Here is a 26,372-nt window from a genome sequence, read left to right on the forward strand (position 1 = left end):
GGTTTCATTGATCGGCTGCTGACGGCCGGGCCTAGCATGGAGACATGGCCGACTGGGCGATCTGGGTCGTCGTCGCCGGCGCCCTGCTCGTCGGCGAGCTGTTCACGCTGGACCTGACGCTGGTGATGTTCTCGCTGGCGGCCCTGGTGGGCGCCGCCGTCGCGCTGCTGGGCGTCGATGCGGCCTGGCAGATCGTCGGGTTCGTCGTGGCGGCCGGTGGCTTCGGCCTCGGGCTGCGCCCGGTGGCCCGCCGGCACCTGCAACGCGCTCCCGAACTGCGCACCGGCGCGGAGGCGCTCGTGGGGGAGCGGGCGCTGGTGCTGGAACAGGTCAGTGGCGAGGGCGGCCGGGTGAAGATCAAGGGGGAGGTCTGGTCGGCCCGGTCGTACCCGACCACGACCGTGCTGGAGGTCGGCAGCCAGGCGCACGTCCTGCGCATCGACGGAGCGACAGCCATCGTGCACCGATTCGAGATCTGACCCCACGGCCCGGCGTTCCCGGCGTCGGCGGGGTCACGGAAAGGCCCGCGGGTCCGACTGGGAGGGGTACGTCATGGCAGGTGTCATCGTCGCCGTGGTGGTCGCGGCGGTAGTGCTGATCTTTCTGGCGCGGGCGGTGCGGATCGTGCCGCAGGCGCGGGCGATGGTGGTGGAACGCCTCGGCCGGTACCACCGCACCCTCACCCCGGGCCTCGCGATCGTGGTCCCCTTCGTCGACCGGGTGCGCGACCGCATCGACCTGCGTGAGCAGGTGGTCAGCTTCCCGCCGCAGCCGGTGATCACCGAGGACAACCTCGTCGTCGGGATCGACACGGTGATCTACTTCCAGGTCACCGATCCGCGGGCGGCCACCTACGAGATCGCCAACGTCATCCGCGCCATCGAGCAGCTCACCGTCACCACGCTTCGCAACGTCATCGGCGGGATGAACCTGGAGGCCACCCTCACCTCTCGCGACCAGATCAACGGTCAGCTACGCGGCGTGCTCGACGAGGCCACCGGCAAGTGGGGCATCCGGGTCAACCGGGTGGAGCTCAAGGCCATCGACCCGCCGCGTTCCATCCAGGACTCGATGGAGAAGCAGATGCGGGCCGAGCGGGATCGCCGCGCGGCGATCCTGACCGCCGAGGGCGTGAAGCAGAGCGAGATCCTGCGGGCCGAGGGGGAGAAGCAGGCGGCGATCCTACGGGCCGAGGGCGAGCGCGAGGCGCAGATCCTCACCGCCGAGGGCGAGGCGAAGGCCATCGGCACGGTGTTCCGGGCGATTCACGAGGGCGACGCCGACCAGAAGCTGCTGGCCTACCAGTATCTGCAGACGCTGCCGCAGATCGCCCAGGGCCAGGCGAGCAAGCTGTGGATCGTGCCGAGCGAGCTGACCGGCGCGCTCGGCGGCCTCGGCGGTCTGCTGGGCGCCGGCGGGTCGGCCACCGCCCAGGACGGCGCGCCCGCCCGCGGCGGGCCCAACGGGGCCGCGCCGCAGCGGCCGTATCCCGCGTCGGATTGACCCGCCCGGATGAACCATCCACGAGGCGGGGATGGTGGTTGCCCCGAACCGGCGTTCCGCCCAATTAGTCATACTTCCGGAGGGGGGTGGGGCTAGTCCGCCGAGCCGGACCATGGGACGATTTCAGCAAGCCATACGGGGGCGGGTCGACAGGCGCAGGGGAAGGCGTCCCTCGTCGACGGAGGTCCCGCGTGGTCGCAATGTCCTCGACAGCTCGTGAGCTGTCATCCGGCTCGTCGTCCTTCGCCGTGCCGGGCAAGCTGGCGGTGCTCGCCTGTCCGCCAGCCCTGTGCCCGCATCTGGAGTTCGGCGCGTCCGGCGTGTTGTCGTCGCCGGTGTCGCTGACCTGGACGGCGCAGCCCGGCATGCCCGGATTCCTGTTCGCCGGGCTGGAGTGGCGCGCGTCCCCGGGCACGGCGGGCCGGGTTGCCGGGGCCCTGCGCCGGCTCGGTCACATCACCTTCGAGACCGTCGAGGGGCCCTCGCCCGGGTGTGATGCCGAGCGCTATTCCTATACCCCCGATCTCGGCCTGCACCGGGCCGCGATCGCCGCCAACGGTGACGTGGTGGTCGGCGAAGCCGCCCTGCGGGCGTTGCTGGAACGGGGCGAGGCTCGCGAGACCCTCGCCCGCGGCCTGCACCGCCTGCTCGGGACGGCGTGGGACGACGTCCTCGAGCCGCTGCGCCGGGGCGCGCACGGGGCGCCGGTCACCTGGCTGCGGCGCACTGGCTGAGACCCGCGCAGACCGGCCCGCAGGCGTCCGGTCCTGCACCGGGTCGGGCGCGCGGCGCGGATGGTCCGAGCCCTGCGACGCATCGGCGCGGAGATGGTTGCGAGGGTGTGGTGAAGCCCACACCAGGGTAGCGCGGGTCTGACGGGCACATACCCCGGCGGTCGTGCGTTGTGGCTTGCGCACGACCACGCACAACCATTCTGGGAGTTATTCAGTGGCCACCGATTACGACACACCTCGTACGGCTGACATAGAGGACGCCTCCGAGCAGAGCCTCGAGGCCCTCAAGGCACGGCGGGCGGATGCGGCGGCTGATCTCGGTGACGATGTCGACCCGTTCGAGACCGAGCTCGGCCTGCCGGGTGCTGACCTGGCCGGAGAGGAACTGAACGTCCGGGTGCTTCCGCGGCAGGCTGACGAGTTCACCTGCACGCAGTGCTACCTCGTCCATCACCGTAGCCAGCTCGTGGACGAGCGCCGGATGATCTGCCGGGACTGCGCGGTCTGAGGAACCGCGTTCGGATGTTCCACCGCATGGCCTCTGGCGTGGGCTCACGACACGCCACGGCCGTGGCGGTGTCGCCCGCTGACCGCACGCCTAGACCTACCTGCCACGTCGACCACGTCAACCTGGCCGGCCAGGCACTGACCGATCAGCCACGCTCCCGACCGGGCTGGTGACGAGGCTGCCTCAGCCGACCAGCACGCCCGCGTCCCGCATCGCCTCCACGGCCCGCTCCTCGTCGCCCGGATGCAGGTTGACGAATCTGGTTCGGGCCAGCGGCAGCGTCACCGTCAGACCCAGCAGCCGCGCGTCCAGCGCGCTCTCCCGGACGCAGTGGTCGCCGGCCAGGCCGACGACGACGAGCGTCGACACCCCGAGTCGAGCAAGCCGTTCCCCGAGTACCGTCGCCGACCGGTGCCCCGAGGCCGGGTCGCGCACGGAGAAGGCGGAGTAGCCGTCGGCCCCGTCCACCCCCTTGCGGATCACCTCGCCCGACACGACCAGATCGGGATGGAAGCTCGCGCCGGCGGTTCCCGCCACGCAGTGCGGCGGCCAGACCCCGCCGTCGGTGACGAAGTGCGGGGTGCGCGCGGGATGCCAGTCCTGGCTGTAGAACACCGGGGATCCGGCGGCCACCGCAGCCGCCACCTCGGCGTTCACCCCCTCGACGATCTCCTCGCCGCCGGCCACGTAGAGGCTGCCCGCCGGGTCGGCGAAGTCGTTCTGGACGTCCACGACCAACAGGGCGATTCCCGGTCCGTAGCGTGCGGTCATCGCCGGGCCTCCCGTTGCTCCATGTACCGGTGCGATATGTCCCCACTGTCGCATCCCGACACGCCCGCGTCGATATCCCTGATCATGGCGTTCTGGCGGCCTAGGTTCGAGGGATGCGCAGCCGCGATTATGGCCGGGACGTCCTGGCGCCCGCCGCCCGGACCCGCCCGGCTCCGCCGCCGGAGGTGGAGCTCGAAGCCGATCTGGTGGTCGAGGAGGTCGCGACCGGCTTCTGCGGCGCCGTGGTCGGCACCGAGCACGGCGGGGTCACGCTGGAGGACCGGCACGGCGCCCGCCGGGTCTTCCCGCTCGAACCCGGGGCGTTCCTGCTGGAGGGGCGCCGGGTCACGCTCGTGCGGCCCCGCCGGGCGATGCCCGCCGCCCCGGCGCGCACCGCGTCCGGCTCGCTTGCCGTCGCCGGTCACCGGGCCCGCGTCGCCCGTGCCAGCCGCATCTACGTCGAGGGCGTGCACGATGCTGCCCTCGTCGAGCGGGTGTGGGGCGACGACCTGCGCATCGAGGGCGTGGTGGTGGAGAGCCTCGACGGGGTCGATGAGCTGCCGGGCGTGGTCGAGGCGTTCCGGCCGGGGCCCGGCCGGCGGTTGGGCGTCCTCGTCGACCATCTCGTCGCCGGCTCGAAGGAGAGCCGCATCGCGGCCGCCGTCGCCGGCGAGCACGTGCTGATCACCGGGCATCCCTACATCGACATCTGGCAGGCGGTGAAGCCGGCGTCGATCGGCATCCCGGCCTGGCCGAGGGTGCCCCGCGGTGAGCCGTGGAAGGAGGGGGTGTGCCGGGCGCTGGGCGTCGCCGAACCCGGCGACCTGTGGCGCCGGGTGCTTGCCTCGGTCGACAGCTACACCGACCTCGAGGTGGGCCTGCTGGGCGCCGTGGAGCGGTTGATCGACTTCGTCGCGGCCTGACGACACCCCGTACCGCCGCCGTACCGCCCCCGTACCGCCGCCCCGTTCGGGCGGGTTTCGGGCATTCGCATACGGTGAGTGCAGACGGGGCAGCTCGACTCCTCCGTAGGTGGGAGACACGATGCCGGTGTGGGTCAGGCCGTCGATGCTCGCCCAGATCGTCGGCGTGGTCGCCGTCGCCCTGGTGGCCGGGTTCGGCCTGCGGTTCGCGCTGACCGGCTCGGACCAGCACGGTGCCCCGGTCCCCAGACCCGCCGTCTCGCCCGCCGTCTCGCCCGTCGCCGACGGCCCATCGGCGCTCGCCGGCCGCACCGTCGTACTCGACCCGGGGCACAACGGCGGGAACAGCCGGGCGAGCGCGGCCATCAACCGACCGGTGCCCGCCGGGGGCTTCGACAAGGAGTGCGACACCGTCGGTGCGCAGACCGACGGCGGCTACCCGGAGCACGCCTTCACGTTCGATCTCGCCCAGCGAGCCGCCGCGATCCTGCGCTCCCGCGGCGCGCGGGTCGTGCTGACCCGGCCGGACGACGGCGGGGTGGGCCCGTGCATCGACGAGCGGGCGAAGATCGGCAACAGCGCCGGCGCGGCCGCGGTCGTCTCCATCCACGCTGACGGCGGGCCCGCCGAGGGGCGCGGCTTCCATGTGATCGCGCCCGCGCTGAGCCCCGACCGGGCCAACGCGGCGATCCTCGCCCCCTCCAGCCGGCTCGCCGGGACCCTGCGGTCGGCGTTCGGCCGCGCCACCGGCCAGCCGCTGGCCGACTACCTCGGCAAGGAGGGGATGACGATCCGGTCCGACCTTGGGGGGCTGAACCTCTCCCGCGTCCCGAAGGTGTTCCTCGAATGCGGGAACATGCGCAACCGGACTGACGCCGCGGAAATCGTCGATCCGGCCTGGCGGGCCCGGGCGGCGAGCGGCCTCGCCGACGGTGTGACTGCATTCCTCCTGGAAGCGGATTCACCGTCGGCGGCGCCGACCCGCTGACCCGGCTGGTCGCGGTCGTGCCGTAGCGGGGTGGCCTGTGCCGCAGCGGATCCGCGTGGGGGGCAATGATTTCGGAGCCGGCCGCGCGATCGCGTCGGGAACATGAAAACGGCCACTCCGAGGAGTGGCCGGCCGAAACAGATAAAACGCCGTTCTGCGGGGTGGGCGATACTGGGATTGAACCAGTGACCTCTACCGTGTCAAGGTAGCGCTCTCCCACTGAGCTAATCGCCCGCGATGGATCCAGAGGCGGAGGCGGGAATCGAACCCGCGTACAGGGCTTTGCAGGCCCTTGCCTAAACCACTCGGCCACTCCGCCGCGGGAGGCCGCTGGTACGGACCTCAAGCCCCTCTGTTCCCGAGCGGACGACGGGATTCGAACCCGCGACCCTCACCTTGGCAAGGTGATGCTCTACCAACTGAGCCACGTCCGCGCTGCACCGGGCGTTCTTGGCGGTGCAGGTAGCACTCTAGCGGACGAACGGCCCTCGCGTCGAATGGCCCGCCAGACGTCGCGGAGATGTTGCGTTGGGTCAAGGCGTCCCACGTGAACATCGGGTTTCGCCCACGGCACGTCCACCGCCCCGGTCGATGCTCGGGTTCGGCCCCCACCCGCGGCCCGCTGGGCGCTCGCTCGCCCGCGGTAGCCGTCGCGGCGCGCCGCGCGGGCGTGGACGAGTGCCTGCGGGGCAGGGGATCTGCGGCCGGGCGGGTCCGAGCGGGAGAGGCGGTGTCGATGGGGAGAGGCGGTGCCGGTCCGGGAAGGCGATCTCGGTCCGGGAAGGGGGGGTGCCGGTCCGGGAAGGGCGGTGCCGGTCGGGGAAGGGCGGTAACGTGATCGGAATGAGCCGGACGAACGTGGGCGCTCCGGAGTCGATCGTCCGCGGGTCCGTGGCGGTCCCGCGGTCCAGGCCCCCGTCCTACCTGCTCGCGGGCGACCGGCTCGCCACGGGCGTGGTGGAGATCAGCGACGATCCCGCGGTGCTGGAGCGCGGCGGCTTCTGGGCCGTGGTCGTCGATTTCGAGGGGGTGCTGCGGTGCGTCCGGTTCGCCGACGTGCGTCCGGCGCCCGCCGCCGGTGCCGCAGCGCTGCGCCGCGGCCCCTGGCACGGCCCGGACCCGCGGTCCTGGAGCACCAGCCTCGACCGCACCGCCTACGTGGCCGGCGCGACCACCATCCGGGAGCGCATCGCCGCCGGTGACGTCTACGAGGTCAACCTCTGCCGGCTGCTGTCCGCGCCGCTGCCCCCGGCCGGCCCCGGCGGCGAGCCGGTCGAACCCGACCCCGCCGCGCTCGCCGCGGTCCTCGCCGCCGGCAACCCGGCGCCGTACGCACTCACGCTGGACGTTCCCGAGGCCGGGCTGCGGATCGCGGGGGCCTCGCCGGAGCTGTTCCTCGCCCGGGACGGCGACGTCATCCATTCCGGCCCCATCAAGGGCACCGGCCGGACCGTGCCCGACCTGCGGGACAAGGACGTCGCCGAGAACATCATGATCGTCGACCTGGTACGCAACGATCTTGGGCGGGTGGCTCGGCCCGGCAGCGTCACCGTGCCGGCCCTGTGCGCCGTCGAACATCATCCCGGCCTGGTTCACCTCGTCTCGACGGTGCGCGCCCGGCTGCGGCCTGGGGTGGGCTGGCCGGAGCTGCTGGAAGCCGCCTGCCCGCCCGGCTCGGTCTCCGGCGCGCCCAAGTCGAGCGCGCTGCGGATCATTCGTGAGCTGGAGCCGGGGCCGCGCGGTCCCTACTGCGGCGGCATCGGCTGGGTGGATGCCGACAGCGGCCGGGGATGGCTGTCGGTCGGCATCCGCACCTTCTGGTTCGGCGCGGACCGGCTGTGGTTCGGCACCGGCGCCGCCGTGACCTGGGGCAGCGACCCGCAGGGGGAGTGGCGCGAGACCGAGCTCAAGGCCCACCGACTGGTGGGCCTGGCGAGCGGCTGAGTCGAGCGGTCCGCACCGCGCACAGACGACAACCCGCCTGGCCGGACTGGGTCCGACCAGGCGGGTGGGTGCTCGTCAGGCAGGTGGATGCTTGGCATGCATGGGATGACAACTGCCTCGGATGCAGGAGGCGATGGGGAAGCGGTCCCCCTGTTGAACAGTGCCCGCACCGGCTAGCCGGGGTCGGGCAGCGATCCCGACCCCGGTGAGATCACCGCTCGGGACCGCCCCAGATCAGCAACGCGAGCTCCGCATCAAGGTCGATGATGTCGCTCTCGCCACCGAGGGGCACGGCGGAGTACGTCCGCCGCAGGAAGGCCAGCACCTCGGAGCGCGGCATCTCGAACAGCGCGTGCCCCGACGGACTGGACAGGGACAGGCAGACGATCCGCCCACCGGACTGGGCGGCCGGCCACACCTGCACATCGCCGTCCCCGGCGGGACGACGCACGCCGTCGCTCAGTAGCTGGCGTGCGAAGGTCCACTCCACGACCTCGTCCGCTCCCGTCCGGAAGCCGATGCTGATCGCGTAGGGGTCGGCCGGCTCGTACCGGACCGTCGCGGCAACCGGCACAGGAGCGCCGCCGGGCACGACGAGACGAAGGGCGAGTTCGGCGGTGATCGAATCGTGACGAATAGTCATCGGGCGGCCTCTCATGGTGCGTGGTGCGGGCGAGCACCCGTGTAACGGGATAGTTCCCTCTCCGAGTCCCGTTGGAAACAAGATTATGCCAAGACAACATCCGTTACGGCAGTTCGGGCGAGTTGCCCGGCCCGGAAGGGTGAACCTTTCCCGGGTAGATCGTAGATCGGACGGCCGCGAGATGTACCCCCACCGCAGGCGGGCGGATGGTTACCATCCGTAGCGTCCGAACGTCCCCCCGAGCGTCAGGCCAACCTGCCAAGGCCGTTCCACTTTGAGCCTTCCCCGTCCGGGTGGTTCTCAACCTTGGCTAGTCGCGGCGAACCTGACTCAGTCCGCCCACCGGGCGGGACGGCGGACATCGGTGTATCCGTCCGCCGGGACCCCCTGCGTCGGCCCGGATCGGTGCCGTGTAAGGTGGTCCTACCACCCGCAAGGGCGTATAGCTCAGTGGTAGAGCGCTGCCTTCACACGGCAGAGGTCCGTGGTTCGAAACCACGTACGCCCACGCGATCTGGCTTGTCATGCTGCGCCCCCTTTGGGGGCTTGCCGGGGTCTCGCGTGATGTCTGCCCGGGGGGCGACCCCCCGGACCCCCCGCGTTTCGCGTGGTCGGGGGTTGGGGTGGATGGGGTGGGTGGGCTTGGTTTGAGCGCATGGGATCCCTTGGTGGTTGGGTCTTTGCGCCGGTTGATGGTGGGGGCGGCTGGGGCTGGGGTCGATCTCGCAGCCGCCTTGACTCGTTATGGCAGGTGGTGGCGGGGCCCGGTGGGCGCGAGTGCTCGCTGGATGGTCTCGGGGCGCCTGGCGGCGACCGGTGGGCACGGTTCGGACCGGGGGTTGAGGCGGCGGGTTCGGCGCCGTGGGCCGGGGGTTGCTCCCGGGGGGCTGAGTGGAGACGGGCCGGGGGCGCGGGAAGCGTCCGGTGCGGGTGGGTCGTGCTCATGCTCGCGCCTTTGAGTCCTGGTCGTCGGTGATCCGCAGCGGTTTCCCCTTTGGTGTCGGTTCCCAGGGCTGCTAGGCACCGTTGCGCCGACGAGTTCGCTGGGGGCGGGCCGGCGGCGGGCGACCAGATGAAGATCGCCTCTCTGGTCGATAGCACGCCTCCCACCTGGGAAAATGCCGCTTTTGTCGCGATCCGGGCGTCTGTATCGGGCGCCGGCCGGACCGGAATAATCTCTGTGCGACCCCACTTTGGTGCCATACCGGTGGGGGTGCTCGACGTCGGGCCCGCGGACGGGGCGCCCGCACCGCGCCGAGCGTCTCCCGGCGGGCGGTGACGAAGGGTGAGCATCGCCGAGGGTGAACCGCTGCGGTCCGACGGTCTGGCCGACCGACCGGCGGCCGCCTTTTCGGTTCCGTCGGCCGAGAAGAGTGGCCCAGATTGCGAAAAGCCGTCCGGGCTCGGACGACCGATTTCACCTGGGTGGGCTACCCCGGGTGGTCCGGGGTGGACGGTGCGCCTCGTCGGTCGATCGGCAGAGGTGCCCGGGGGCCGCCGTCCGCCGGAGTCGGCGGTGACGGGGTGGGGCGAGCCGATTGCGGTGGCCGATGACGTAGCCGTTGGCCCATCGTGGATCGGCATCGTTGTGCGTCCCGCCCCTTCGGTGAGATCGTTGATGTGCCCACGGGTTCAGGTCCGGCGCCGGGGATGTTCGCCCGGTTATTTCCGGTCGGCATGAGACCCGCCCTGTACAGATCGGCTTAACACCCGCTAAGCTGATCAGGCAGGGCGTAGCGGGTCCCTTTTGTCGGTGCGGTGTCTCGCGGGGGTGCGTCGGGAGATCCCTCCCGGGCCGTAGTTCCCTTCGGGTGCGCCGCCGCGGCAGTCGGGACGCCGTGGTTCAAAACCGAATACGCCACTCGAGGGAGACTGGCGGCGACCCCCCCACGCCGTCAGTCTCCCTCTTCATCTGCGGGTACGCATCTGCGCGCGGGCGTCATCGCCCCTGTGGGAGCCCCCTCATCGGTCGACGTCCTGATAAATTGGCAGGATGATGGCCACCCTTCGAGGGGGATCGCCCGATGCAGGTGGCGGGGTTGGCGCTGGGGGGCGGGCCTGGTCGGCCACGCCCCATCCGGCCGCTCCTACCTGCGGGCTCCCCCGGCCAGGCCGGGACGACGAGCTCGCGGTGACCACCCGGTGACCGCCGAGGTCTCGCCTGGCGGGGTTCCGCTGGAGGAGCAGGCCGGGGTCGGCGGCCCGGACGCCTTCCAGCGGCTTTACACGCCCCACCGGATGGCCTACATCAAGGGTGAGGGGCGCGGTCGCGACGATGAATGCCCCTTCTGCTCCATCGTCGGCATGGCGGACGAGGACGGGCTCGTCGTCGCCCGCGGGAATACCGTCTACGCCGTCCTCAACCTCTATCCCTACAATGCCGGGCATCTGCTCGTCGTGCCTTACCGACATGTGGCCGACTATGCCGACATGGAATCCGAAGAAATCATCGAGATGGCATTTTTCGTGCAGCGGGCCCTGCGCGCGCTGCGCACCGCCAGCGGAGCCCACGGTTTCAACACGGGCATGAACCTTGGGCACGTCGCCGGCGCCGGAATCGCCTCCCACGTGCACCAGCACGTGGTGCCCCGGTGGGGCGGCGACACGAACTTCATGCCGGTGGTGGGGGCGACCCGGGTGCTGCCCGCCCTGCTCGGGCAGACCCGGGAGATGCTCGCCGACGCCTGGGCGGCCGCGGCCGAGTAGGTCGCGGTAGGCCGCATCAGCCGAGCAGCGAGTCGGCGAGCCGCGGTGGCATCGGCTCGTAGCCGTGCGGTTGGCGATGGAAGCTCCCCGTTCCGTGGCTCAGCGAGCGCAGTTCTACCGCGTACCGGGACATCTCGCTCTCCGGCACCTCGGCGTGCACGATGGTGCGCGTCGCGGCGAACGAGCTCGCGCTGCCCGGCGCCGGCGGCACCGGATCCATGCCGACAACCCGTCCCCGCCGGGTCGACAGGTCGCTGACCACCGTCCCGACGAACTCGTCGGGCACCGACACATCGACGGCCAGCACCGGCTCCAGCACGACGACTCCGCCGCTGCGAACGGCGTCGCGCAGCGCCAGCCCGCCGGCGATCTGGAAGGCCATGTCCGAGGAGTCGACGCTGTGCGACTTGCCGTCGACCAGGCGCACCCGCAGGTCGGTCAGCGGATGACCGGCCCGCACTCCCTGGGCCATCTGCGCCCGGACCCCCTTCTCGACCGAAGGGATGAACGAGCGCGGGATGGCACCGCCGACGACCTCGTCGACGAACTCGAAGCCGCTGCCCGGCGGGAGCGGCTCGACCTCGATCTGGCAGACGGCGTACTGGCCATGCCCTCCGGACTGTTTGACCTGGCGGCCCAGTCCCCGCGCCGGTGCCCGCAGCGTCTCCCGCAGCGGAATGACGGTCGGCACCCGGTCGACGGTGGCGCCGTAGCGCTGGGCGAGGCGCTCCAGTACGGACTCCGCGTGGGCCTCGCCCATGCTCCACAGGACGAGCTGCGCGGTCTCCGGATCCTGGACCACCCGCAGGGTCGGATCCTCGATTGCCAGCCGGGACAGCGCCGTGGCCAGCCGGTCCTCGTCGGCACGGCCGCGGGCCCTGATCGCGATCGGCAGCAGCGGCTCGGGCATCGTCCAGGCGGGCAGGTGGCGCGGATCGTCGAGGCTCGACAGGGTGTCGCCGGTCTCGGCGGTGGCGAGCTTCGTCACCACGCAGATGCCGCCCGCCGGGCAGTCCGGCACGCTGTGCAGCACCGAGCCGTAGGGCCGGGACAGCGCGCCGACCCGCTCGTCGTCGTCGTGGTCGGCATGGCCGGCCGCCGCCCGGCCGTGCCCACTGACGTGGACGGGATCGTCCGGGCGCAGCGTCCCGCTGAAGACCCGCACGACGGACATCCGGCCCACGTACGGATCAGTGGTCGTCTTGACGACCTCGGCGACCAGCGGCCCGGCGGGATCGCCGGTGCCCGGGTCGCAGGCCGTGCCGTCGGGCCGGGTCAGCGCCGGGAGGGGATGCTCCGCCGGCGCGGGGAAGCCCTGGACGAACAGGTCGAGCAGCTCCGCCGAGCCGAACCCGCCGGCTCGCGCCGGGCCCCGTTCGTCCCTGTCCCGTTGGTTGCTGTCCCGCCGGTTGCTGTCTCGTTCGTGGTCCGTGCCCTGCTCGGCGAGCAGGCCGATCGGCAGCACCGGGAAGAACGTTCCGCGGGCGACCGCCTTCTCCAGGTCGGCCAGCAGCAGGTTCGGATCGGGGTCGGCGCCGGACAGGTAGCGGTCGAGCAGCGTCTCGTCCTCGCTCTCGGCGATGATTCCCTCGACGAGGGCCGCCCGGGCGGCGGCGTGGCGCACGTCGGACCGGCCCGACTCGGCCGCGGACGTGCGTCGCCCGCCGCGGCCGTACTCGACGATCCGGCCGGTCAGCAGCCCCGTCATGCGTACGCCGCCGCCCGCCGCGCGGCTGGGCAGCCAGGCCGGCAGCACACCGGTGCCGAAGGCGCGCTGGCACTCCTCGACCGCCGCGGTGAAGTCGGCCCGGGCCTGGTCCAGGTGGGTGATCGCGATGGCGCGCGGCATGCCGACCTCGGCGCACTCGGTCCACAGCAGCCCGGTCGCGCCGTCCACCCCGTCGACGGCGCTGACGACGAACAGGGCGGCGTCGGCGGCGCGCAGGCCCGCGCGCAGCTCGCCGACGAAGTCGGGGTACCCCGGGGTGTCGAGCAGGTTGATGGTGAGCCCGCGGTGGCTGACCGAGCACAGGGAGAGACTGACCGACCGGGAGGGCCGGTGATCGGGGTCGGCGTGCCCGACGTAGCTGGTGTGGGCGAGCTGATAGTCGCCGTTCTGGCGCTCGGGCGGCCCGGCGGTGGCGAGCAGCCGGTCCACCAGGGCCGTCTTGCCCGCGCCGGTATGCCCCACCAGAACGACGTTGCGTACATCGCACGAGGCTGTTGACATCCTCGCCTCCTTGATCGGCAGGTGGGATCCTGTCCGTAACGGCAGAGTCCTCCCAGGTGACGTGGGGCACAAGCCCGAGGGGGGGGCGTGGTCGGGAATGCACGGATCGTGGCGGCGGTACTGTGAAGACCGCCCGAAGCCGGGTGCACGCGGGACGACGGGACGGACATGCTCGCTAGCAAGGCACGACCGCAGATCCAGAAGGTGCTCGACCCGGTGAGCCAGTGGGCCGCCCGGTCGTCGGTGTCGCCCGACGTCGTGACGATCATCGGCACCATCGGGGTGGCGGGCGCCGCGCTGGGGTTCTTCACCCGGGGGGTGTTCTTCCTCGGCACGATCGTGATCACCCTTTTCGTCTTCTCGGACCTGATCGACGGGGTGATCGCCCGAGCCCGCGGTATCTCCTCCAAGTGGGGGGCCTTCCTCGACTCCACCTCCGACCGCGTCGGCGACAGCGCGATCTTCGGCTCGCTGGTCGTCTGGTACGCCGGTGACGGCGACTCGCTGCCGCTCGTCGTGGCCGCGCTGGTCTGCCTGGTGGCGGGCTCGATCACCTCCTACGTCAAGGCGCGCGCGGAGGGGCTCGGCTTCACCTGCAACGTCGGCTTCGCCGAGCGCGGCGAACGGCTGCTGATCCTGCTGGTCGCCGCCGGCCTGTACGGCCTCGGTGTGCCCTACCTGCTGCCCGCCGCCCTGTGGTTCCTCGTCGGCGCGACCTCGCTCACCGTCGTGCAGCGCGTGGTGCACGTGTACCGGCAGTGGTACCGCGCGGGTGACCCGCCGGCGCCGTCCGCGTCGACCGCGGCCCCCNCCCTCCCCTCCGGGGCCGCGCCGGCCGGTCCCGCGCGGCGGCCGTGACCGAGGGCCGGCCGTGACCGAGGGGCGGTCGTGACCGAGGGGCGGTCGTGACCGAGGGGCGGTCGTGACCGAGGGGCGGCTCACCGACCTCGGCTACGCACTGGGCTGGCGCGGCGTGCGGCTGCTGCCGGAACCGGTGGCCGCCGCGGCGTTCCGGCTGGGCGCNGACGCGGCCTACCGGCGTGGCGGGCGCGGAGTGCGCCGGCTGCGGGCCAACCTGAGCCGGGTGGCGCCGGCCGGCACCGACCTGGACCGACTCACCCGGGTGGCGATGCGCTCCTACGCGCGTTACTGGCTCGAGGTCTTCCGCCTGCGCGAGCTCGGCACCGAGCGGATCGTCGGCCGGATGCGGGTCCTCGACGAGCACTTCCTGCGTGACTCGCATGCCCGCGGCGCCGGCACGATCCTGGCGCTGCCGCATATGGGTAACTGGGAGCAGGCCGGCGCCTGGCTCGCGGCGACGGGAGTCCCGTTCACGACGGTCGCCGAGCGGCTGCGGCCCGAGTCGCTGTTCGAGCGGTTCGTCGCGTTCCGCTCCGAGCTCGGGATGGAGGTCATCCCGCTGACGGGCGGCGAGAGCCCGCCGTTCGGCCTGCTGGCCGACCGGCTGCGGGCCGGGGGGATGCTGTGCCTGCTCGCCGACCGCGACCTGTCCCGCGCGGGCATCCCCGTGCGGTTCTTCGGCGCCGCGGCGACGATGCCCGGCGGACCCGCCGCGCTCGCGCTGGCCACCGGGGCAACGCTGCTGCCGGTCACGCTCTGGTTCGACCGGGACGGCTGGAGCGCGCGGATCCACCCCGCGGTGGCGCGCAGCGACGTCGCGACGATGACCCAGGACCTCGCCGACGCCTTCGCCGCCGGCATCGCCGCCCATCCCGCCGACTGGCACATGCTCCAGCGCGTCTGGCGCGACGAGGCGTGAGCCCGCCCGGTCGCGCCGCGGCGGCGCTGTGAAGATCGGCCTGGCCTGCCCCTACACCTGGGACGTCCCCGGCGGGGTCCAGGTCCACGTGCGGGACCTCGCCGAGGCCCTGCTCGCGGCGGGACACGAGGTATCGGTCATCACCCCGGTCGACGACGAGCAGACCCTGCCGTCCTATGCCGTCGACGCCGGCCGGGCGCTGCCGGTGCCCTACAACGGCTCGGTCGCCCGGCTGCTGATGGGCCCGGTCTCCGCCGCTCGGGTCCGCCGCTGGCTGCGCGAGCGCGACTTCGACGTCCTGCACGTGCACGAGCCCAGCGCGCCGAGCGTCAGCCTGCTGGCCTGCATGCTCGCCGACGGGCCGATCGTGGCGACCTTCCACACCGCCAATCCCCGCTCGCGGTTCCTGACCGCCGCACAGGGCGCGCTGCAGCCGTCCTTCGAGAAGCTGCGCGCCCGCATCGCCGTGTCCGAGGCGGCGCGGCGCACGCTCGTGGAGCATCTCGGCGCCGACGCCATCCTGATTCCCAACGGGGTCGCGGTGCAGCACTTCGTCGACGCCCAGCCGCTGCCCGGCTACGACGACGGGCGGCCCACCGTCGCCTTCCTCGGCCGCATCGACGAGCCGCGCAAGGGCCTCGACGTGCTGCTGGCCGCGATGCCGGCGCTCGCCGCCCGCATCGACGACGCGCGCCTGCTCGTCGCCGGGCCCGGGGACGCCGCGGCGGTGCGTGCACGCCTGGAACCGGAGCTGCGGTCCCGGGTCGACCTGCTGGGCCTCGTCTCCGATGCCGACAAGCCGCGGGTGTTCGCCTCTGGCCAGGTGTACTGCGCCCCGAACACCGGCCAGGAGAGCTTCGGGATCGTGCTGCTGGAGGCGATGGCGGCCGGGACCGCCGTGGTGGCCAGCGACATCGACGCGTTCCGCCGGGTGCTCGACGACGGCCGCGCCGGGCGGCTGTTCGACGTCGGCGATCCCGCGCAGCTCGCCGCCACCCTCGCCGACGTGCTGACCGATCCCGCCGGGGCCGCGGGGCTGGTACGGCGGGGCCGGGAGGTCGTCGAGACGTACGACTGGCGGACCATCGCCGAGCGCATCGTCGGCGTCTACGAGATGATCTCCGGGGACCGGCGGGTGTCGCTCGCGTCGACCTAGCCGGGCGGGCGGCGGCGAGTCCGGTGGCCGGTACCGGCGCCAGGTCACATCCGCCCGTTGGCTACGCTGCGCGAGATGACCGTCCTCGTGGTGGTGGTTGCCCTGGTGGTGGCGATTGCGACCTATCTGACCTGGCTGGCCCGCCGGCTCGACCGGCTCGCCGCTCGGGTGTCGGACGCCGGCGGCGGTCTGGTCACCCAGCTCGTCGCCCGCGCCGACGCCGCGGCGCAGCTCGCCGAGCGCTGCGGTCTCGACGAGCTGGCGGCCAGCGCTGCCCGCGCGCGTGTGTCCTACCCGGCCCTGCTCGCCGGCGCGCCCCTGGACGCCGCGGTCGAGCTGGCCGAGAACGCGCTGAGCCGGGCGCTGCGCTCCGCGGAGGTCGCGGCGGCCGGGCAACGTTTTCCCATCGAGCTGCACGCGGTCGACTCCGGGGCGGCCCGGGTGGCGCTGGCCCGCCAGTTCCACAACGACGCTGTCCGGGACCAACGCGCGCTCGCGGGCCGCCGGGTGGTCCGGGTGCTCCACCTGTCCGGCCGCCGCTCGCCGCCCGGCTACTTCGAGATCGACGATGCCCTGCCGGTCCGCGAGGAACCCTGGCCGCGCCTCGTCGAGGGTTCGGCTTACGGCGCCGACATCTCCGGCCGCGACAACCCCGCCCGCGAGGACCGGCCGGGGCGCGACGGGTCGCTCGGGCACGGCGACCGGCCGGGCCTGGCCTCCTGAGCCGCCCGGTCGGCGCGGGCTGCGCCGTACGATGGGGAACCGACCCACCCGCACGGGATTCACCTGGCTGGGTATCCGACATGCAGGTGTTCCTGACATGGCGGAGCCGGCCGGCCGTGGCGCCCGACTGGAGCGAAAAGAGACGGCACATCATGTCCCAGGGCCAGACTGCCGCCACCACCGGCCTGGCGACCGACTCCGCCCGGCACGCCGGCACCGCCCGCGTCAAGCGCGGCATGGCGGAGATGCTCAAGGGCGGTGTGATCATGGATGTGGTCACGGCCGAGCAGGCGCGTATCGCCGAGGACGCCGGCGCTGTGGCGGTGATGGCCCTGGAGCGGGTGCCCGCCGACATCCGCGCCCAGGGCGGCGTCGCCCGGATGAGCGATCCGGACATGATCTCGGAGATCATCGAGGCAGTGTCCATCCCGGTGATGGCCAAGGCGCGGATCGGGCACTTCGTCGAGGCCCAGGTGCTCCAGGCGCTCGGGGTGGACTACGTCGACGAGTCCGAGGTGCTCACCCCGGCCGACCCGCACCACCACATCGACAAGTGGTCGTTCACGGTGCCGTTCGTCTGCGGGGCGACCAACCTCGGCGAGGCGCTGCGCCGCCTCGCCGAGGGGGCGGCGATGATCCGCTCCAAGGGCGAGGCGGGCACCGGCGAGGTGTCCAACGCGGTGGTGCACATGCGCACCATCCGCGCCGAGATCGGCCGGCTCGCCGCGCTGCCTGCGGAGGAGCTCTACGCCGCGGCCAAGGAGCTGCGTGCCCCCGTCGAGCTGGTCGCCGAGGTGGCCCGGCTCGGCCGGCTGCCGGTCGTGCTGTTCACCGCCGGCGGCATCGCCACCCCGGCGGACGCGGCGCTGATGATGCAGCTCGGCGCGGACGGGGTGTTCGTCGGCTCCGGGATCTTCAAGTCCGGCGATCCGGCGCGGCGCGCCCGCGCGATCGTCGAGGCCACCACGATGTTCAACGACCCCGACGTGCTGGTGAAGGTGTCGCGGGGCCTGGGCGAGGCGATGGTCGGCATCAACGTCGCCGAGCTCCCGTCGGCGGCCCGCTACGCCGACCGTGGCTGGTGAGCGGCCCGCGGATCGGCATCCTCGCGCTGCAGGGGGACGTGCGCGAACACGCTCGGGCGCTCAGCGCCGTCGGTGCGCGGCCGGTGGAGGTCCGCCGCGCGGCGGAACTCGCCGCGGTGGACGGTCTGGTCCTGCCCGGCGGCGAGTCCACGACGATCGGCCGGCTGCTGCGGGTGTTCGAGCTGCTGGAGCCGTTGCGGGCCGCGGTCGTGGCGGGCCTGCCCGTGTTCGGCTCGTGTGCTGGCATGATCCTGCTTGCGCGGGACGTCGTGGACGGCCGGCCGGACCAGCCGCTGATCGGCGGGTTGGACATGGTCGTCCGGCGTAACGCCTTCGGCCGGCAGGTCGACTCGTTCGAGGTCGACCTCGACGTCGACGGCGTGGAGGGACCGCCTGTGCACGCGGTCTTCATCCGGGCACCATGGGTAGAAAAGGCGGGCGATACGGTCGAGGTCCTGGCTCGTGTCGCCGAGGCGCCGGTGGCGGTCCGTCAGGGCCCGCTGCTGGCCACCGCGTTCCATCCGGAGCTGACCGGTGACTCCAGGATGCACCGGCTATTCGTCGACATTGTGCGATCTTCCGGATCCGGTCGGTGATCGCGAGTAAGAGGGGCAGGACATGAGCGGTCACTCCAAGTGGGCGACCACAAAGCACAAGAAGGCGGTCATCGACGCCCGGCGGGGCAAGCTGTTCGCCAAGCTGGTCAAGACGGTGGAGGTCGCGGCCAAGACGGGCGGCGGCGACCCGGCGGGAAACCCCACGCTGGCCGACGCCATCGCCAAGGCCAAATCGCAGTCCGTCCCGAACGACAACATCGAGCGGGCGGTCAAGCGGGGCTCCGGCGAGCTCGCCGGCGGGGTGAACTACGAGAACATCACCTACGAGGCGTACGGGCCGAACGGCGTCGCGATCCTCGTCGAGTGCCTGACCGACAACCGCAACCGCGCCGCCTCCGACGTCCGGGTGGCGATCACCCGCAACGGCGGCACGGTGGCCGATCCCGGCTCGGTGTCGTATCTGTTCAACCGCAAGGGCGTCGTGCTGGTGACGAAGACCGCCGGGCTCACCGAGGACGACGTGCTGCTCGCCGTGCTCGACGTGGGCGCCGAGGAGGTCAACGACCTCGGCGACGTCTTCGAGGTCATCTCCGAGGCGACCGACCTGCATGCGGTGCGGGTGGCGGCCACCGACGCCGGCCTGGAGATCACCTCGGCGGACATCTCCTGGCTGCCGAGCGTGAGCGTGCCGCTGGACGCCGAGCTCGCGGCCAAGGTGCTCAAGCTCGTCGAGGCGGTCGAGGACCTCGACGACGTCCAGAACGTGTGGTTCAACGGCGACATCTCCGACGACGTCATGGAGCTCGTCAGCAGCTAGCCGCACGCCACCGCGCCCGGGATCTGTTGGGCGTGTCGTGGATGTCCGGTTGCGCCGACCGATCTACCATCGAACGAGTGTTCTTGCGGGCGAGCGTTCCTGTGGGCGAGTGGTCGGGAGGGTGGATGCGGGTACTGGGCGTCGATCCGGGGCTGACCCGGTGCGGCCTGGGGGTCGTCGACGGCGCCTTGGGTTCCCGCGCCCGCCTGGTCGAGGTGGGGGTGGTGCGCACGCCGGCCGGTGCCGAGGTGGCCGACCGGCTGCGGGCCGTCGCCGACGGCATCGACGCCTGGCTGGACCGCACCCGTCCCGACGCGGTCGCGGTCGAGAAGGTCTTCAGCCAGGCCAACGTGCGCACGGTCATGGGCACGGCCCAGGCCGGTGCGGTAGCGATCATGCTCGCCGCGCGGCGTGACCTGCCGGTAGGCCTCTACACGCCCAGCGAGGTCAAGGCCGCGGTCACCGGCAGTGGGCGGGCCGACAAGGCCCAGGTCGGGTTCATGGTCACCCGGTTGCTGGGGCTGACCGAGGTGCCGCGGCCGGCCGACGCCGCCGACGCGTTGGCGCTGGCGCTGTGTCACCTGTGGCGGGGCCCGGCGCTGGCTCGGCTGCGCGCGGCGGCTCCCGTTGCGCCCGCCCGCCGCCCGGCGGGAGCGTCGTGATCGCCTCGTTGGCCGGCACCGTCCGGGCGCTCGGGCCGCTGTCCGCCGTCGTCGAGGTGGGCGGCGTCGGCCTGCTCGTCCAGTGCACCCCCGCGACGCTGGCCCGGCTGCGCGTCGGCGAGCCGGCCAGCCTCGCCACCACCCTCNTCGTGCGTGAGACGGAGCTGACCCTCTACGGGTTCACCGACGCCGACGCCCGCGACGTCTTCGAGATCCTGCAGTCCGCCGCCGGGGTGGGGCCGAAGCTCGCCCAGGCCGTCCTCGGCGTGCACGATCCGGACGCGGTCCGCCGGGCGGTCGCCGAGGAGGATCTCGCGGCGCTCACCAAGGTGCCCGGGATCGGGCGCAAGGGCGCCCAGCGGATCGTCCTGGACCTGCGCGACCGACTCGGCCCGCCGCGCGGGGCCGCGGTGCCCGGGCCCCGGTCGGCGGCCGCCGACCGGGGCTCCGGCGGGGTCGGGGCAGGCGGGGTCGGCAGTGCCGGCGAGGTCGCGGACACCGTGCGTGAGGCGCTGACCGGGCTGGGCTATTCGGCGCGAGAGGCCGACGACGCGGTGTCCCGCGCGCTGGCCGTGCTGGCCGCGCCCCCGGACGACCTCGACGGCCCGGACCGATCAGGCGGCACCGCGCCGGCCGAGGGCGCGCCCGACGCGGCGACGCTGCTGCGGGCGAGCCTGGCAGTGCTGCGCCGATGACCGCGCCGGCGGAGGCTGGGCTGGCTGCCGGCGGCACGCACGGGGGCGGCGCATGAGCGCCGACGGGCTCGTCTCGGCCGCCGCCAGCGCCGAGGAGCAGGCGTTCGAGGCCGGGCTGCGCCCCCGCACGCTCACCGAGTTCGTCGGCCAGCGCAAGGTCCGGGAGCAGCTCTCGATCATGCTGGAAGGGGCGCAGGCCCGCGGGCGTCCGCCGGACCACGTCCTGCTGTCCGGCCCGCCGGGCCTGGGCAAGACCAGCCTCGCGATGATCATTGCGGAGGAGCTGGCGGTGCCGCTGCGGATGACCAGCGGCCCGGCGATCGAACGGGCCGGCGACCTCGTCGCGATCCTCACCGCGCTGTCCCCCGGGGAGGTGCTGTTTCTCGACGAGATCCACCGGATCGCGCGTCCCGCCGAGGAGCTTCTCTACGCCGCGATGGAGGACTTCCGGGTCGACGTGATCCTCGGCAAGGGGCCCGGCGCGACCGCCATCCCCCTCGACGTCGCCCCGTTCACGCTGGTGGGCGCCACGACCCGGTCGGGGTTGCTGACGGGGCCGCTGCGCGACCGCTTCGGGTTCACCGCCCACCTGGACTTCTACGCCCCCGACGAGCTCGCCCGGGTGCTGACCCGCTCGGCGGGCCTGCTCGGCGTCAGCCTCACCGAGGATGGCGCGGCCGAGGTCGCCGGGCGCTCCCGAGGCACCCCGCGCATCGCCAACCGGCTGCTGCGCCGGGTGCGCGACTACGCCGAGGTGCGCGCCGACGGCGTGGTCACCCGGGACGTCGCCCGAGCCGCGCTGCGGATCTACGACGTCGACGGGCTGGGGCTCGACCGCCTCGACCGAGCCGTGCTGGAGGCACTCGTCGGTCGCTTCGGCGGCGGCCCGGTCGGGCTCACCACGCTGGCCGTCTCGGTGGGGGAGGAGCCGGAGACGGTTGAGGACGTGGCCGAGCCGTTCCTGCTGCGGGCCGGCCTGCTGATCCGCACCTCCCGCGGTCGGGTCGCCACCCCCGCCGCCTTCGAGCACCTCGGGCTCGAACCGATCGCCGAGCCGCTCGGCCGCAGCCAGGCCCCGCTCTTCCCGGACACCGGCCTGCTCGCCGAGGGTGGACTGCTCTCCGGCGACGGACTGCTCACCGAGAGCGGCGCGCTTCCCGACGGCGGCATGCTTCCCGACGGCGGCATGCTCCCCGACGGCAGCTGAGCGGCGGCCCACCGGGCGGCCCACCGCCGCCCACCGCGCGACGCCACGGCGCCGGTATAAAGCGGACACCACGGCCCTGCCCACCGGCGGCATCCGCTCGATACGTACGATCGCCGCAACACATCAGGAGGGCAGGACGTGCGCGGACTTGTGACGGCGGCGACGGCAGCCGACGGTAACGGCGGCAGTTCCATCGGCGGTTTCCTGATTCCGCTTCTTCTCGTCCTGGCGGTCGTCTACATCTTCTCGATGCAGCGTCGCCGCGCCAAGGCTCAGCAGCAGCAGGTGTCCCAGATTCTGCCCGGCACCCTCGTGATCACCACCGCCGGACTCTACGCGACCGTCGTGGAGCTGGAGGACGGCGACGTCCTGCTCGAGATCGCCCCCGACGTGGTCTGCCGGTTCACCCGCAGCGCCATCGCCCGGGTGATCAGCTCGCCGGACACCGACGAGGCGCACGACGACGGGTCGGCGGACGGCGACGCGCACGACGGTCCGGCCGATCCCGCGACCTCGGTCGGCGAGACGCCTCCGCCCGGCGCGGGCACCGCCGTCGGCGAGGAGGGCGCCGGGGGGCCGTCCGCGACCGACGGTTCCGACGGCGAGGGCAGCGTGTCCCGTCCGCCACGCAAGGAGCTGTAGCAGGTCGACGGACCGCCGGAGCGTTACCAGCGGGGGTTCGGAACGTACCCTCGGTGACATTCGTTCGGGTACGTTGGGCACCGCCGGTCCGGGCAACGGCGAGACGAACGAGCGCCGGTATCCGGCGCGTGAGGAAGGGACTCGCACGTGGCACGCGGCTCGGCACGGGCATCCACGGGAAGCTCCGTCTGGACCCGGCTGGGGGTACTCGGCGGTCTGCTCGTCGTCCTCTACAGCCTGATGGCCGCCACCGGGAACTGGACCCCACGGCTGGGGCTGGACCTGCAGGGCGGCACGAGCGTGATCCTCACACCTCGGGCAACCACCGGCAGCGCCGTCGACTCCGGCGCGGTCGACCAGGCGGTGGACATCATCCGTCAGCGCGTCGACGGGCTGGGTGTCGCCGAGTCCGAGGTCCACCGCACCGGCAACCAGATCGAGATCTCGGTTCCCGGCCGGGGCCGCGGCGACGTGGTCGACCTGGTGGGGCAGACCGCGGAGCTGCGCTTCCGCGAGGTCTACGAGGCCGCCGCGGCGACCCCGGCGAAGACGGTCCCCTCGCCCGCCCCCGGCAGCACGGCCGCGCCGACCCCCGCGCCCGGCGCGACGCCGTCACCGGCGGCCGGGAGCGTGCCGTCCGCGGCGCCGTCGGCGGCCCCCTCTGCGGCGCCGACCCCGTCGGCTTCGAACCGGCCGGCCGCCCTCGGCGACGGCTCGCGGCCGGCTGCGAAGCCGGTGGCGCTCGGGGACGGCTCCGGGCTGGTCGCGCAGCCGGTGGCGCTTGCCGCGAGCACGGGTAAGGCGGTCACCGCCGCCGGTGCCCTCACCGCCGCCTCGGCGGCCCCCGCAGTCTCGGCCTCTCCCGCCACGGCGGCCTCCGCGGCTCCGGCCGCGTCGGCGTCCCCGGCGCCGGCGCCGACGGCGCCCGCGGCGGGCGCCGCCTCCTCCGCGGACACGCCGCCCGCCGCCGCGGTCGCCCAGTACGACGCGCTGACCTGTGCGGTCACCGACGTGCGCAAGGCGGCGGTCAGCACCGACCGGCCCCAGGACTGGACCGCCGCCTGCGANCGGGACGGGGCGACCAAGTACCTGCTCAAGCCGGCCTCCGTCGTCGGCACCGATGTGAAGACGGCCTCCGCCGGCCTGCAGGGCGGCGGCGGCACCACCGGCGTCACCACCGGCCAGTGGGTGGTCAACGTCGACTTCACCGGCTCCGGCCAGAACAAGTTCACCAAGCTCACCGAGAACACGATCGGCAAGCAGGTCGCGATCGTGCTCGACGGCGTGGTGCAGTCGGCGCCGCAGACCAACGAGCGCATCGCCGGGACCGCGCAGATCTCCGGGTCCTTCGGCCAGTCCGAGGCGGAGGACCTCGCCAACGTTCTGCGTTACGGCGCACTGCCGCTGGCGTTCGAGCGTTCCCAGGCCGAGTCGATCTCGCCGACCCTGGGCCGCGACTCGCTGCACGGCGGGCTGCTCGCCGGGGCCATCGGGCTGGTGCTGGTCGTCGCCTACTCGTTCCTGTACTACCGGGCGTTGGGCATCGTGGTGGTCGCTTCGCTGGCGGTCAGCGGGGCGATCATCTATGCCTCAGTGGTGCTGCTGGGCGCCGCGATCGGCTTCACGCTGACCCTCGCCGGCATCGCCGGTCTGATCGTGTCGATCGGCGTCACCGCGGACTCGTTCGTCGTCTACTTCGAACGGATCAAGGACGAGGTGCAGGCCGGTCGGACGGTGCGTGCCTCCGCCGACCGGGCCTGGCCGGCCGCGCGGCGCACGATGCTCTCGGCGGACACGGTCTCGTTCCTCGCCGCCGCCGTGCTTTACATCCTCTCGATCGGCTCGGTGCGCGGGTTCGCGTTCACCCTCGGGTTGTCGACGTTGAGCGACGTGCTGATCATGTTCATCTTCACCCGCCCGATGGTGGCCCTGCTGGTGCGGCGCAGACTGTTCTCCGTCAGCCGGTTCTCCGGTCTGAGTCCGAAGACGATCGGTGGCCGGGCCGCGGCCGGGCCACCGGCCGCGGCCCCCAGCAGGCCGCGGCTGGCCAAGCGGCCGGCGCCGGCCGGGCAGAAGCGGGAGAGCTGACAGATGGCACTGCTCGGGCGGATCTACCGCAGCGACTTCCACGTCGACTTCGTCGGCCGCCGCCGGGTCTGGTACGCGATCTCCGGCGTCATCATCGCGATCTGCGCGGTGAGCATGATCTTCCGTGGCTTCACCCTGGGCATCGAGTTCTCCGGTGGCGCGGTCTTCCAGCTCCCCAGCCATGGCGGCACCGTCCAACAGGTCGAGGAGACCCTCTCCAGCGTCGGCATCGACCCGGCGGACGGCGTGGTCCAGCAGCTCGAGACCTCCAAGCAGTTCCGGGTGCAGACCCCCACCCTGTCCGACGCCCAGACCGACAAGCTGACGGACGCGCTGGCCAAGCGTTTCTCGGTGGCCAACCCGGACCGCGACATCGCCGTGTCGACGGTCGGCTCCTCGTGGGGCTCGACGATCACCAAGAAGGCCGTCCAGGGCCTGGTCGTCTTCCTGGTGCTCGTGATGATCTACCTGTCGGTGCGCTTCGAGTGGAAGATGGCGGTGGCCGCGATGGCCGCGCTCATCCACGACCTCGTCGTCACCATGGGCGTCTACTCCCTCGTCGGGTTCGAGGTGACGCCGTCGACGGTGATCGCCGTGCTGACCATCCTCGGCTTCTCGCTCTATGACACGGTGGTGGTGTTCGACCGGGTGCGGGAGAACACCGCGGGGATGGCGNCCNCCCACCGCCGCACCTATGCCGAGGCGACGAACGACGCGCTGAACGAGACGCTGGTCCGTTCGCTCAACACGTCGCTCATCGCCCTCATCCCGGTGGCGTCGCTGCTGTTCGTCGGCGCCGGGCTGCTGGGCGCGGGCACGCTGAAGGACCTCGCGCTCGCCCAGTTCGTCGGGATCGCCTCCGGCACCTATTCGTCGTTGTTCTTCGCCACGCCCCTGCTGGTCGACCTCAAGCGGGGTGAGTCGGCGGTGCAGGCCCTCGACGCCCGGGTCGCCCGGGAACGGGGCAAGCGCGCGCGCGCCGCCGCGTCGGCCTCGGCCGGCCCGGGGGCGCCGGTCGGCTCGTCGGCGCCGGGGGAGACGGCATCGGGGGAGGTGGCGGCCCTCGCCGCGGGCGCGGCTGCACGGCCGGACGACCCGGACGACCCGGTCGGTCGGCCGGGCGGGCCCGGTGCCCGCGAACCGGTTCCCGCCGGGGCGGGCCTCGGCGGGCCCGGTCGGCGACCCCCCACGGCGGGTGCCGCGCGACGCGCCGGAGGCCGCAAACCCGGCCGGCGGGGGCGGCCGAGCGGTAAGAAGCGTCGGTGAGCCGGGCGTCAGGCGCACACCTGTGTACCTGTGCCCTGCGGCGCCCGGAGACGGATCTGGCGGACTAGCCCTGAAAGTGGGATGAGCAGGACGATGACGAGCATCGACGAGGCGGCACTCGGACGGCCCGCCACGAGCGACGCGGCCGCCGACGTGTTGCGTGGCCACATCCGGGACATCCAGGACTGGCCGCAGCCCGGGGTGGTGTTCAAGGACATCACCCCGCTGCTCGCCACGCCCGCCGCGTTCGGCGTGGTGATCGGGGCCCTGGTGGACATCGCCCGCCAGCGCGGCGCGACCACGATCGCGGGGATCGAGGCCCGTGGCTTCCTGCTGGCCGCGCCGGTCGCCGACCGGCTCGGCGCCGGCCTGGTGCCCATTCGCAAGCAGGGCAAGCTGCCGGGCCCGGTCCGCAGCGCGACCTACGACCTGGAGTACGGCACCGCCACCATCGAGATCCACGCCGACGCGGTGCGCCCGGACGAGCGGGTGCTGCTGGTCGACGACGTGCTGGCGACCGGCGGCACGGCGGCTGCCGCGCACGGGCTGCTGGCCGGCGTGGGGGCCGAGGTGGTGGGCCTCACGGTCCTCATGGAGCTGTCGTTCCTGCCCGGGCGGGAACGGGTCGCTCCGTTGGATGTCGTCCCACTTCTGACGATTTGACCTCCCCTCGGCCGGGGCTGCGGAAGGCTTCCGCGCGGCGCGGCGTTAGGCTCGGTGTCTAGTCCTCACGCAGGAGCGGCC

At 72.8% G+C, this 26,372-nt stretch carries 23 protein-coding genes, 4 tRNA genes and 6 pseudogenes; 27 read left to right on the forward strand and 6 right to left on the reverse strand.

Annotated elements, in window-relative coordinates:
* Positions 1–44 precede the first annotated feature (44 nt).
* The 4 genes from FF36_RS03665 (at position 45) to FF36_RS03680 (ending at position 2,745) form a co-directional block, all read left to right on the forward strand.
* A complete protein-coding gene (locus tag FF36_RS03665) occupies positions 45–479 on the forward strand; it encodes an NfeD family protein (RefSeq protein ID WP_044883548.1) in 435 nt (144 codons plus the stop codon).
* Between the two features lie 73 nt (positions 480–552).
* Positions 553–1,503, forward strand: coding sequence for an SPFH domain-containing protein (locus FF36_RS03670; protein ID WP_044883549.1), 951 nt, complete (start codon positions 553–555; stop codon positions 1,501–1,503).
* Positions 1,504–1,703: 200 nt separating this feature from the next.
* Complete coding sequence (locus FF36_RS03675; protein WP_044883550.1) at positions 1,704–2,237, forward strand: DUF3145 domain-containing protein; 534 nt, start codon at positions 1,704–1,706, stop codon at positions 2,235–2,237.
* A gap of 214 nt (positions 2,238–2,451) precedes the next feature.
* Entirely contained in the window at positions 2,452–2,745 is a 294-nt protein-coding gene (locus FF36_RS03680; RefSeq protein WP_044883551.1) for a DUF4193 family protein, read from the forward strand.
* Positions 2,746–2,928: 183 nt separating this feature from the next.
* On the opposite strand, the gene FF36_RS03685 is transcribed toward FF36_RS03680, so the two are convergent.
* Positions 2,929–3,516 carry an isochorismatase family protein gene (locus tag FF36_RS03685; protein ID WP_044883552.1) on the reverse strand — a complete coding sequence of 196 codons (588 nt, stop codon included), beginning with the start codon at positions 3,514–3,516 and terminating at the stop codon, positions 2,929–2,931.
* Positions 3,517–3,629: 113 nt separating this feature from the next.
* On the opposite strand from FF36_RS03685, the gene FF36_RS03690 reads away from it, so the two are divergent.
* Together FF36_RS03690 and FF36_RS03695 are read left to right on the forward strand one after the other, a co-directional pair.
* Positions 3,630–4,439 carry a DUF3097 domain-containing protein gene (locus FF36_RS03690; RefSeq protein ID WP_044883553.1) on the forward strand — a complete coding sequence of 270 codons (810 nt, stop codon included), beginning with the start codon at positions 3,630–3,632 and terminating at the stop codon, positions 4,437–4,439.
* A 121-nt stretch (positions 4,440–4,560) separates the two neighbouring features.
* On the forward strand, positions 4,561–5,427 hold the full coding sequence (locus FF36_RS03695; RefSeq protein WP_044883554.1) for an N-acetylmuramoyl-L-alanine amidase: 867 nt from the start codon (positions 4,561–4,563) through the stop codon (positions 5,425–5,427).
* A gap of 162 nt (positions 5,428–5,589) precedes the next feature.
* Here the strand turns inward: FF36_RS03695 and FF36_RS03700 are convergent.
* The 3 genes from FF36_RS03700 to FF36_RS03710 form a co-directional block, all read right to left on the reverse strand.
* Positions 5,590–5,661, reverse strand: a tRNA-Val gene (locus tag FF36_RS03700).
* 13 nt (positions 5,662–5,674) lie between these two features.
* Positions 5,675–5,746, reverse strand: a tRNA-Cys gene (locus FF36_RS03705).
* Between the two features lie 42 nt (positions 5,747–5,788).
* Positions 5,789–5,861: transfer RNA gene (locus FF36_RS03710), tRNA-Gly, on the reverse strand.
* Positions 5,862–6,270: 409 nt separating this feature from the next.
* Between FF36_RS03710 and FF36_RS03715 the strand changes: the two genes are divergently transcribed.
* On the forward strand, positions 6,271–7,371 hold the full coding sequence (locus tag FF36_RS03715) for a chorismate-binding protein (protein ID WP_044883555.1): 1,101 nt from the start codon (positions 6,271–6,273) through the stop codon (positions 7,369–7,371).
* 211 nt (positions 7,372–7,582) lie between these two features.
* On the opposite strand, the gene FF36_RS03720 is transcribed toward FF36_RS03715, so the two are convergent.
* Positions 7,583–8,014 (reverse strand): SsgA family sporulation/cell division regulator, encoded by a 432-nt coding sequence (locus FF36_RS03720; RefSeq protein WP_009739629.1) that lies wholly within the window; start codon positions 8,012–8,014, stop codon positions 7,583–7,585.
* Positions 8,015–8,450: 436 nt separating this feature from the next.
* Here FF36_RS03720 and FF36_RS03725 point away from each other — a divergent pair.
* Positions 8,451–8,522: transfer RNA gene (locus FF36_RS03725), tRNA-Val, on the forward strand.
* A gap of 1,634 nt (positions 8,523–10,156) precedes the next feature.
* Positions 10,157–10,720, forward strand: a complete 564-nt coding sequence (locus tag FF36_RS03730) for an HIT family protein (RefSeq protein ID WP_044883556.1) — start codon at positions 10,157–10,159, stop codon at positions 10,718–10,720.
* 16 nt (positions 10,721–10,736) lie between these two features.
* Here FF36_RS03730 and FF36_RS03735 read toward each other — a convergent pair whose 3' ends face one another.
* The gene (locus FF36_RS03735; RefSeq protein WP_044883557.1) at positions 10,737–12,950 is read right to left on the reverse strand and encodes an elongation factor G-like protein EF-G2; all 2,214 of its coding nucleotides are present in this window, start codon (positions 12,948–12,950) and stop codon (positions 10,737–10,739) included.
* A 168-nt stretch (positions 12,951–13,118) separates the two neighbouring features.
* On the opposite strand from FF36_RS03735, the gene pgsA reads away from it, so the two are divergent.
* From pgsA to FF36_RS03805, 18 genes and pseudogenes are all read left to right on the forward strand, one after another.
* Positions 13,119–13,760, forward strand: a 642-nt coding sequence (pgsA, locus tag FF36_RS03740) for a phosphatidylinositol phosphate synthase (RefSeq protein ID WP_242422272.1), incomplete at its 3' end; no start/stop codon positions are given.
* Between the two features lie 112 nt (positions 13,761–13,872).
* Positions 13,873–13,973: pseudogene (locus FF36_RS36995) on the forward strand (phosphatidylinositol mannoside acyltransferase); the annotation flags it as partial.
* 1 nt (position 13,974) lies between these two features.
* A pseudogene (locus FF36_RS03745) lies at positions 13,975–14,730 on the forward strand (phosphatidylinositol mannoside acyltransferase); the annotation flags it as partial.
* A 28-nt stretch (positions 14,731–14,758) separates the two neighbouring features.
* The gene (locus FF36_RS03750) at positions 14,759–15,886 is read left to right on the forward strand and encodes a glycosyltransferase family 4 protein (RefSeq protein ID WP_044883560.1); all 1,128 of its coding nucleotides are present in this window, start codon (positions 14,759–14,761) and stop codon (positions 15,884–15,886) included.
* 75 nt (positions 15,887–15,961) lie between these two features.
* Positions 15,962–16,609: a hypothetical protein gene (locus FF36_RS03755; RefSeq protein ID WP_044883561.1), complete on the forward strand. Its 648-nt coding sequence runs from the start codon at positions 15,962–15,964 to the stop codon at positions 16,607–16,609.
* 152 nt (positions 16,610–16,761) lie between these two features.
* Positions 16,762–17,694 (forward strand): pyridoxal 5'-phosphate synthase lyase subunit PdxS, encoded by a 933-nt coding sequence (gene pdxS, locus FF36_RS03760; RefSeq protein WP_044883671.1) that lies wholly within the window; start codon positions 16,762–16,764, stop codon positions 17,692–17,694.
* Complete coding sequence (gene pdxT, locus FF36_RS03765) at positions 17,691–18,290, forward strand: pyridoxal 5'-phosphate synthase glutaminase subunit PdxT (RefSeq protein ID WP_044883562.1); 600 nt, start codon at positions 17,691–17,693, stop codon at positions 18,288–18,290. Before pdxS ends, pdxT begins: the two co-directional genes overlap by 4 nt.
* 22 nt (positions 18,291–18,312) lie before the next feature.
* A complete protein-coding gene (locus FF36_RS03770; protein ID WP_044883563.1) occupies positions 18,313–19,068 on the forward strand; it encodes a YebC/PmpR family DNA-binding transcriptional regulator in 756 nt (251 codons plus the stop codon).
* 125 nt (positions 19,069–19,193) lie between these two features.
* Positions 19,194–19,730, forward strand: coding sequence for a crossover junction endodeoxyribonuclease RuvC (ruvC, locus tag FF36_RS03775; protein WP_044883564.1), 537 nt, complete (start codon positions 19,194–19,196; stop codon positions 19,728–19,730).
* Positions 19,727–19,876, forward strand: a 150-nt coding sequence (locus tag FF36_RS37000; protein WP_277912822.1) for an OB-fold domain-containing protein, incomplete at its 3' end; no start/stop codon positions are given. The genes ruvC and FF36_RS37000, both read left to right, overlap by 4 nt.
* Position 19,877: 1 nt before the next feature.
* Positions 19,878–20,425: pseudogene (gene ruvA, locus FF36_RS03780) on the forward strand (Holliday junction branch migration protein RuvA); the annotation flags it as partial.
* Positions 20,426–20,477: 52 nt separating this feature from the next.
* Entirely contained in the window at positions 20,478–21,632 is a 1,155-nt protein-coding gene (gene ruvB / locus FF36_RS03785) for a Holliday junction branch migration DNA helicase RuvB (protein WP_044883565.1), read from the forward strand.
* 138 nt (positions 21,633–21,770) lie between these two features.
* Positions 21,771–22,274: a preprotein translocase subunit YajC gene (gene yajC / locus FF36_RS03790; RefSeq protein ID WP_044883566.1), complete on the forward strand. Its 504-nt coding sequence runs from the start codon at positions 21,771–21,773 to the stop codon at positions 22,272–22,274.
* A 147-nt stretch (positions 22,275–22,421) separates the two neighbouring features.
* A pseudogene (locus tag FF36_RS37005) lies at positions 22,422–23,341 on the forward strand (protein translocase subunit SecD); the annotation flags it as partial.
* 1 nt (position 23,342) lies between these two features.
* Positions 23,343–24,362: pseudogene (gene secD, locus FF36_RS37010) on the forward strand (protein translocase subunit SecD); the annotation flags it as partial.
* 3 nt (positions 24,363–24,365) lie between these two features.
* On the forward strand, positions 24,366–25,040 hold a 675-nt coding region (gene secF / locus FF36_RS37015), incomplete at its 3' end, for a protein translocase subunit SecF (RefSeq protein WP_242422274.1).
* 1 nt (position 25,041) lies between these two features.
* A pseudogene (locus FF36_RS37020) lies at positions 25,042–25,628 on the forward strand (protein translocase subunit SecF); the annotation flags it as partial.
* Between the two features lie 93 nt (positions 25,629–25,721).
* Positions 25,722–26,291, forward strand: coding sequence for an adenine phosphoribosyltransferase (locus FF36_RS03805; protein ID WP_044883569.1), 570 nt, complete (start codon positions 25,722–25,724; stop codon positions 26,289–26,291).
* Positions 26,292–26,372: the final 81 nt, after the last annotated feature.

It is taken from the genome of Frankia torreyi (assembly GCF_000948395.1).
GTDB classification, from domain to species: Bacteria; Actinomycetota; Actinomycetes; order Frankiales; family Frankiaceae; genus Frankia; species Frankia torreyi.